Genomic DNA, 7,266 nt, shown 5'->3' on the forward strand with positions numbered 1-7,266 from the left:
GTAAGCCGTCATTCCACCATGGCCTTTTGCAGCAGGTAAGCCGTTGATCTCACAGCGATACTCCGTGTGTTGAGAAAACTAACCATTTTGCGGTGGCCGTTCGATGTTTCAAATGCGGCTGATAGCCTTTTTGACCTCCGCTATGCCGGCAGCGAGAATGTCGCTGCCGTCCGCGACTTCTACGTCCGGGACGAACTGCCAACGTGGACGATCTTTCGTGTCATAGACGGGTTCGCCAGAATACTGCGCCTGTATGCCGGTACGATCCAGTCTGATCGGAAAGACGGCTGCTCCCAATCCCATCATCTTTGTGCCGACGACCGTCGCGCGGCCTATGTCGCGCATACCCATTGGGAAACCCTCGGCCATGCTTCCGCTCCAATGGCTCGTCAGAACGACGACAGGCTTGCTATACGTAAAGGGCCCTTTCGGATCGACATACTCGGTCCACGGTGCGCTCAATCCCGCCCCCGCTCGCCTACGCATGATAGCGTATGCTTTCCGCTCTCGAATGAATCGCCCCATGATTGGCCGAGCCACGGCCGTGTCACCGCCCCCGTTTTCGCGAACATCAATAATCAGACCCGGAGCATCCCGCAGGGTTGCCAACGCCTTGTCGAAAGCATCAGCCGTCGCGGTGTCGGAAAAGCTCCTGATAACGATATAGCCGATGCCATCTGGAAGCATCCTGCTTTCAACGTCAGGCAAATCCGGCCACTTCTTGAAGGGAAGCAGGACAGTTCGGGAGGTGCTGCCTGTCGAACTCACCGACAACAGGCGGGCCTTCCCACGATATCCTGCAACCGCGACGTTGATAGTGTAGGCATCGGCTGCCGGGTCGGGCTTTACGAGACATTTCGGCATCAAATCGCGGATGACAGTTTCAATCGGTCGCCCGTCGATCGCGATAATTCGATCACCAATTTTTAATCCGGCATCAGCTGCCACTGAACCGCTTTCAATCGCAGCTATACGAACCGTCTCTCCAGCTCGCTCAGCCAGAAGGTCGAACAGCGGCCATCGTGGCGCCCCGTCAGGCGGATCAGAGAGATGCGTGTGCGCGTCATACAATTCCGCGAGGACACGCTGGACGACATCCATGAAAGCGGCATCGTCTTCAGCAGCCAATGTCATAGGTCGGTAGAATGAGCGCACCCGATCCCAATTAGTCTGCTTTTCGGTTAGAAAACAATAACGTTCCCCCAGAGTCCGCCACAATTCGTCGAAGTCCTCGACGAACGTGACATCGTGCAATGACTCGGCCGCCCACCCGGGAGTGGCAGCAAGGGCGATGCCGGCACCACAAAAGGCTCGGCGGGTCAAGAAAGGTTGCTTCACGGTAATTGAATAACATGCACACCGGTCCATCGAACAGGGTAATCTCGTTGCAAAAGAGACCCCTTTTGCAACGTCGACTATGTCCGCTTCCGGGGCAGTGAAGATAGCTGCGAACGACGTGATCAAGGCGACTGGAGTCGGTCTGCTCAATGTTTGAGATTTCCAGACTGTTTTTAACTAGCTACCTTTGAAGATCAGTTTCATTAAATAAACGAAAATAATTAATATGGCTGCATTTCCCATTGCGATAAATATAAATCCTATAATACTTTGATTTGTCGTTATGTTTTGAGAAAAATTTGCGGATGAAAACATTAGAGTTGAGATGGTGAGAAGTGACGTGGTGTTTATTTTTACGTTGTACTTTTCCAAAGTGAAGTAATTTATGCAATATAAACCTGTGTAAAGACCGACAATAATTGCCGAATTTTTTGAATAATCACTTATTTGTTCAGATTGAACAAAAATATTTCCTTTTATAAAGTATATAAAATTATAAATTGTCCAAAATAATATAAGAGCACATGCTAAAAAATTCAAATAAATAGGGTAATTTTCTTTCACCTGTCGATCCTTGATTTTAGAGCCAAGATGTGAAGAAATTAGCTGCTAAGGACCTGTTGGGAAATGCGCACTGTTCAGTGAGCCGAACGTGCGTTTCCTGCGCTTCTGTAATCAAGAACGCGCGACATTCGCAACCCTTGTGGGTTGTTTTGGCTCATCAGCGTTTATTTCCAAACAGACTCTATGATAGCTCAGATTCGGTCGACTTATGTCTGCTATGTGGAAACCCGTTCGGAGAATGTATGCCGGACATGAGACGGAAGCGGACATAGCTTTGGATGCATAAGCTCCACGCTTTAGGAGGGCAGGGGCACTTATTTCCGTAAGAGGTCATGCGTGTGCCGAAAAAAAAAGTTCATTGAAACAGATTATTAGACCCGCTTCGCTCTCAACTTACGGTTGCCGAAAGTTGAGAATCAATCCTGCCCCCGCAACTATCTGATTGCCGCGTTATGTAGCAGTGAGGATGTTGGGGTATAAAGAGGGGTATATTTTAAAATTATGTTATATAAAATACATTTAAATCATCATATTATTTAAAAAATTCGATTGACTATCTCTCCGCCATTGCCTGATTTTCCATGAAAAAGTAAGAGCTTAAGAAAACCCGTGGCTGTGTAGTTGTATTTTGCACTTACATGCTCAGCGTTACATAACATTATCGACAGGAATGGAGGCGGATCGGCAGTGCGTTCTCCTGCGGAGTGCTGCAAGCGGTCGGTTGATGTTGGCGAATTTGCCACCATTCTAGCCGTTCCATGCTCAGGCCGACAGCGGGGATAGCTGTTCGATGAAGACACCTATCGGACGTTTGGAGATTATGCCGGGAAATTCGAGGGATAGAGGGCGCGCAGCGCATGCTCATCCATCTCGGTCTTGAAAATATGGGTGGTCATGACGGCGCGAGCGCGGGCGACCGCTGGGCGGGCGTTCATGAGCGCCATGAAGCGCGTCAGGTTGGGCCATCTAACCAGTGGTGTGTCCGCCCCTTTCATTATCCGCGGCGCACGGTCTAGCCAGCCCCAGGCCGACATATCGGCAATGGTGTAGTCGTCACCGACAATGAAGGAGCGGTTTTCCAGATGGTCATTCAGCACCTGATAATGCCGCTCTATTTCCCGCCGGTAGCGGTTGACGGCGTAGTCAAGCCCATCGGGCGCGGCATACTGGAAATGCACGGCCTGACCGGAAAAAGGGCCGAGGCCGGTGCCCAGAAACATCAGCCATGACAGGAGCTCCGGGCGGTCGACGGCTGTGCCGAGAAACCGATCTGTCTTTTCGGCCAGATAAAGCAGAATGGCCGTCGAATCAAAGACGCGGGCATTCTGGCTGCCGGGGCCGTCCGTATCAACGATGGCCGGAAGTTTGCCGTTTGGATTGATCTTGCGGAAAGCCGGCCTGTGCTGTTCTCCCTTGCTGGTATCGACCGGCACGGCCTCATAGGGAAGTCCAGCCTCCTCCAAAAACAGAGCGACTTTTATAGGGTTTGGCGTCGGGTGGTAGTAAAAGCGGATCATGGACGTTCATCCTTTCGCTATGTTGGTAGGGTGCTCGTGGTGGCGAAAATGACAACTGTTGAGGGGTGACTACCACGGGGGGGGGCGTTTCATCCAGCGGTTGCGAGGGTCAGTTCCGTCTCAGAGTTTTCCGACCGAAGCGCTCTCGTTGATATGCACGGTCGCGGCCTTGCGGAGTGCTGGAAGCATGTCTTCGGGCTCCGGGCGGCGGGTATAATCGGGGTTGACTTCGGCATAGAGAATCACGCCGTCCTGACCGATTACGAAGCGGCCCGGCATCGGCAGGGTCCAACTCTCGTCACCGTTGAAGCCCGGTAGATCGTTCTTCAGGTTCTGGTAGAGTTCGACCAGATAATCCGGCAGCGCAAAACGCAGGCCGAACTTCGCGGCGACATTGTTGTGCGTGTCCGAGAGGATCGGGAAATCGAGGTGGTTCTGACGCACCGACTTGCGGCTGTTCACCGCGGTCTGCGGGGAAATGGCGATCAGGTTCGCGCCGAGTTCCCGGAATGACGGGAGGGCGGCTTCGAGCGCCTGAAGTTCCATGTTGCAGTAAGGGCACCAGACACCGCGATAAAAGCTGACGACCAGCGGGCCTTTTGTCAGAAGACCGGTGGAGGAGACAGGGTTGCCGTCTGGATCGTTCAACGTGAAGGCTGGGGCCTTTTCGCCCGCCTTGAGCGCCTTTTCAGCAGCGCCGGATGTGATCAGTTCGGCGGTGGCGCGGTGCATCACCTCAATAACAGCAGGCGGCACGTTATAGGGAGGCTTACCGGCTTCGAAATCGGCTTTGAAGGCATCGAGTTTTGCCTGAAGTGACATGGTCATTTCCTTTGGGGTTCGTCGTGATACGCGCAAGATAGAGTGGTCTGCTTGATGGAGGGTGACGGCTTGGACGACGATCGGTCATTCTGGGGTGGAATGGTGGTTTAGACGTCACGCCCCGTCGTTTTCTCCTTCATGGCGGGCTTTCGGTGTGGAGAGCGCATGGCTGACCAACGCCAGCAGGCCATGAAGCGGGCTGCCTGTGAGCTGGAACGCAAGCATGCCGTGCGCGATGGCCGGCTCGGATACTGCGGCTATGAAGGGGCCGAACATCGGGTCTTCTTTCTCTCTGGCCCGGCCTGTCCGGGCAAGAAAGACGATATCTTCAAGACCGCTCGACATGGCAGCCGTCTCGGGGCGATAAAGGTCATTCCTTGGAGGAATAACATGGATCGATATCAGGCGATGGCCACGTTCGTGCGCGTGGTGGAGACGGGCTCGTTCTCAGCTGCGGCGCGTCAGCTTGGCGTAGGGCAGCCGGCGGTTTCCAAGACCGTGGCGCAGCTTGAGGCCCGGCTTCAGGTTAGCCTGCTGATCCGCACGACGCACGGCCTGACGCCGACCGAGGCCGGGCAGAACTTCTATGAAGGAGCGCGCAATGCCATCCATGAAGCGGACGAGGCGGAACTTGCCGCCAAGGGGGCGGGCGTCGGTCTGTCCGGGCGATTGCGGGTGTCGGCGGCCACGACGTTTTCGCGCCTGCATGTGATTCCGAAATTACCTGATTTTCTGGCGGCGCATCCGCAGCTTGATGTCGATTTCCTCCTTGATGACCGGATGATCGACCTCGTGGCGGAGGGTGTCGATATCTCCTTACGCATGGGCGCGCTTACCGATTCCACGGCCGTTGCGAGAAAAATCGCGACTGGTCGACGGTCAGTCATCGCAACGCCTGAGTATCTGGCGCGTGCGGGACTACCGCGACATCCTGCGGATCTCGCTAATCATGACACCGTCATCTACAGTCAACTGCCGAGCGTCTGGTCGTTCACGCAGGAAGGGGCGGTTGTGTCAGTTTCTGTCGCGGGGCGGCTGCGCGTCAGCGCCGCCGAAGGATTGCGCGCCGCGATACTGGCGGACATGGGTCTGACCATCACGTCGGACTGGATGTTCGCGCCGGAGCTGGAAAGCGGCGCTGTCGTGCGGGTGCTGGAAGGGTGGTCGTTGCCTCCCATTGATCTTTGGGCCGTTTTCCCGGCCGGTCGCATGATGACGGCGAAATCACGCCAGTTTGCGTGCTTCGTCGAGATTCTTATGAATGCGGTTTCATAACGGTCTCGCGGGCAATTTTCCGGATGAAATCGCTGTCTGACGCTTGGTCAGTCGTACAGAAACTTAGTTGCAGGTTTCTATAACAGATTTAATGCCGTCGCGTGCTTCGGGGTTTTCGCCGGAAAAGCCGGGGCAACTGCTATGATAGAAATTTTTGCACCCAGAGAGCGTAAAAGCGAGAAAAATTATTAAGGCTGCTTTCTTTCCGGCGGTCATCAGTTTCTACCTTGGTGTGTGGTCTGTTCAGTTGGAAGGTGCTCTTTAAAGCCTTTCCCACGGTTTTAAACTCAGGGTCAATCATTGTTGGGTAAGGCAGGGAAAGTTTCCTGTATTTAAAAAGTAGGAATAATTTTCCCTGATATTTATAAAATAAAAGAATAGATAAAATTCTGCTGCATTTTGGATGTTACGATAAGATTTTATGGTCTGAGGCTATAAAAAACTATGTGAGAAATTTATTGATATAATAATGAATTTTGATTATTTTTTGTATGATATGAGGCGCATAGCGGTGATTTGTAGCAGACAACGGTTGGGCACTTGTCCCTGTGATCAGACCAGATCACACTATCCTCGATAGTCTGTGTGTTGAGGGAGATTGCCACACGGTTAATCTGCTGGCGAGAACAAGTTTTCGGTAGGTTTTCAGGGCAGTCGTCATAAGTCTCAACCCGGGTGTAAAGGGCTTTTGCGCCGGTTACGATACGCGTTTTTTACAGTCTCGGGTATGGGGATTGCCCACATCCGTACCGAGGTCAAGGCACGTAACCTCTTCAGAGCCCGGCGTGACGAACCCTGAAGAGAAAGACGTTCAGAACAGAGGCCGTGTGTTATGCCGCGGAAAACCGGGCGGCAATATCGGCTACTCGCTTGCCATACAGAATGGCGGTATCAAGGTCGCCCTGAGGAATTTCATCCACGCTGGCATCGGACGGGCTTTGCACCAGCAGGCCGACGGAACCACCAAGATTATTAATGTCCGTGCGTTTGGCAGCTTTGGTGTTGGCCGGAGCCAGACCGAGACTGACCCAGATCCCGCCATGCTGGGAGGCAAAGGTATTCAGCCATTCCAGCGTGACAGCTTTATCGCCATTCAGGCTTGCGCTGTTGGTAAAGCCACCAAAAATCTTGTTTTCCCAGCCACGCGTAAACCAGACTTTTGACGACGCATCCGCAAATTTTTTAAACTGCCAACTGGCGTTGCCCATATAAGTGGGCGTACCAAGGATAATCGCTTTGGCAGCGTTCAGCTTGTCCCATGCGTCTTCAGGGAGCGTGCCATTGTCATCAATAGCAATAAGCGTTGCGTTTGCACCCTGCGCCACATGTTCGGCAACTTTGCGGGTGTGGCCGTAGCCTGAATGATAGACGACGAAAATATCTGACATCCTGAATATCCTTAAACTTACGAGACAAGTGCTGTGCGACCGCGCACCACAGAGCATGTCTGGTAAAGTGCTGTGCGCTGCCCTTGGTGATAAGAACCGATTTTAAAATGTCATTTCCAACTCGGAGAGTGAAATCATCCGCCTTTCGTCTGGAATTGGCTGGCATATTCTGCTGCCGCCACACGCGGGGGGTGAAAGGTCGCTCCATTCGCGGGAGGCTCGGGTGAAGGGGCTCGTTTCCGTATAAGCCAAGGGGCGGGCCTCTCGCTGATATTCTGCTTAGGCATGGCAAGGAAGTGTTTGGCGTCTGCGTAGCGGGCTGATTCCGAAAGGCGGAATGGGGGATGTCGAGTTGCGCCAGT

General features: G+C 53.2%; 5 protein-coding genes. 1 reads left to right on the top strand and 4 read right to left on the bottom strand.

Annotation, left to right across the window (positions count from 1 at the left end):
* Positions 1–108: 108 nt before the first annotated feature.
* The 3 genes from AD949_RS01700 to AD949_RS01715 form a co-directional block, all read right to left on the bottom strand.
* Positions 109–1,338 carry a S41 family peptidase gene (locus tag AD949_RS01700; protein ID WP_244463432.1) on the bottom strand — a complete coding sequence of 410 codons (1,230 nt, stop codon included), beginning with the start codon at positions 1,336–1,338 and terminating at the stop codon, positions 109–111.
* Between the two features lie 1,382 nt (positions 1,339–2,720).
* On the bottom strand, positions 2,721–3,419 hold the full coding sequence (locus AD949_RS01710) for a glutathione S-transferase family protein (RefSeq protein WP_048836644.1): 699 nt from the start codon (positions 3,417–3,419) through the stop codon (positions 2,721–2,723).
* A gap of 120 nt (positions 3,420–3,539) precedes the next feature.
* On the bottom strand, positions 3,540–4,241 hold the full coding sequence (locus AD949_RS01715; RefSeq protein WP_048836643.1) for a peroxiredoxin-like family protein: 702 nt from the start codon (positions 4,239–4,241) through the stop codon (positions 3,540–3,542).
* Between the two features lie 390 nt (positions 4,242–4,631).
* On the opposite strand from AD949_RS01715, the gene AD949_RS01725 reads away from it, so the two are divergent.
* Entirely contained in the window at positions 4,632–5,516 is an 885-nt protein-coding gene (locus AD949_RS01725) for a LysR family transcriptional regulator (RefSeq protein ID WP_048836641.1), read from the top strand.
* 830 nt (positions 5,517–6,346) lie between these two features.
* Here AD949_RS01725 and AD949_RS01730 read toward each other — a convergent pair.
* On the bottom strand, positions 6,347–6,904 hold the full coding sequence (locus AD949_RS01730; protein WP_048836640.1) for a flavodoxin family protein: 558 nt from the start codon (positions 6,902–6,904) through the stop codon (positions 6,347–6,349).
* Between the last annotated feature and the right edge of the window lie 362 nt (positions 6,905–7,266).

It is taken from the genome of Acetobacter orleanensis, from assembly GCF_001581005.1.
Classification (GTDB): domain Bacteria; phylum Pseudomonadota; class Alphaproteobacteria; order Acetobacterales; family Acetobacteraceae; genus Acetobacter; species Acetobacter orleanensis.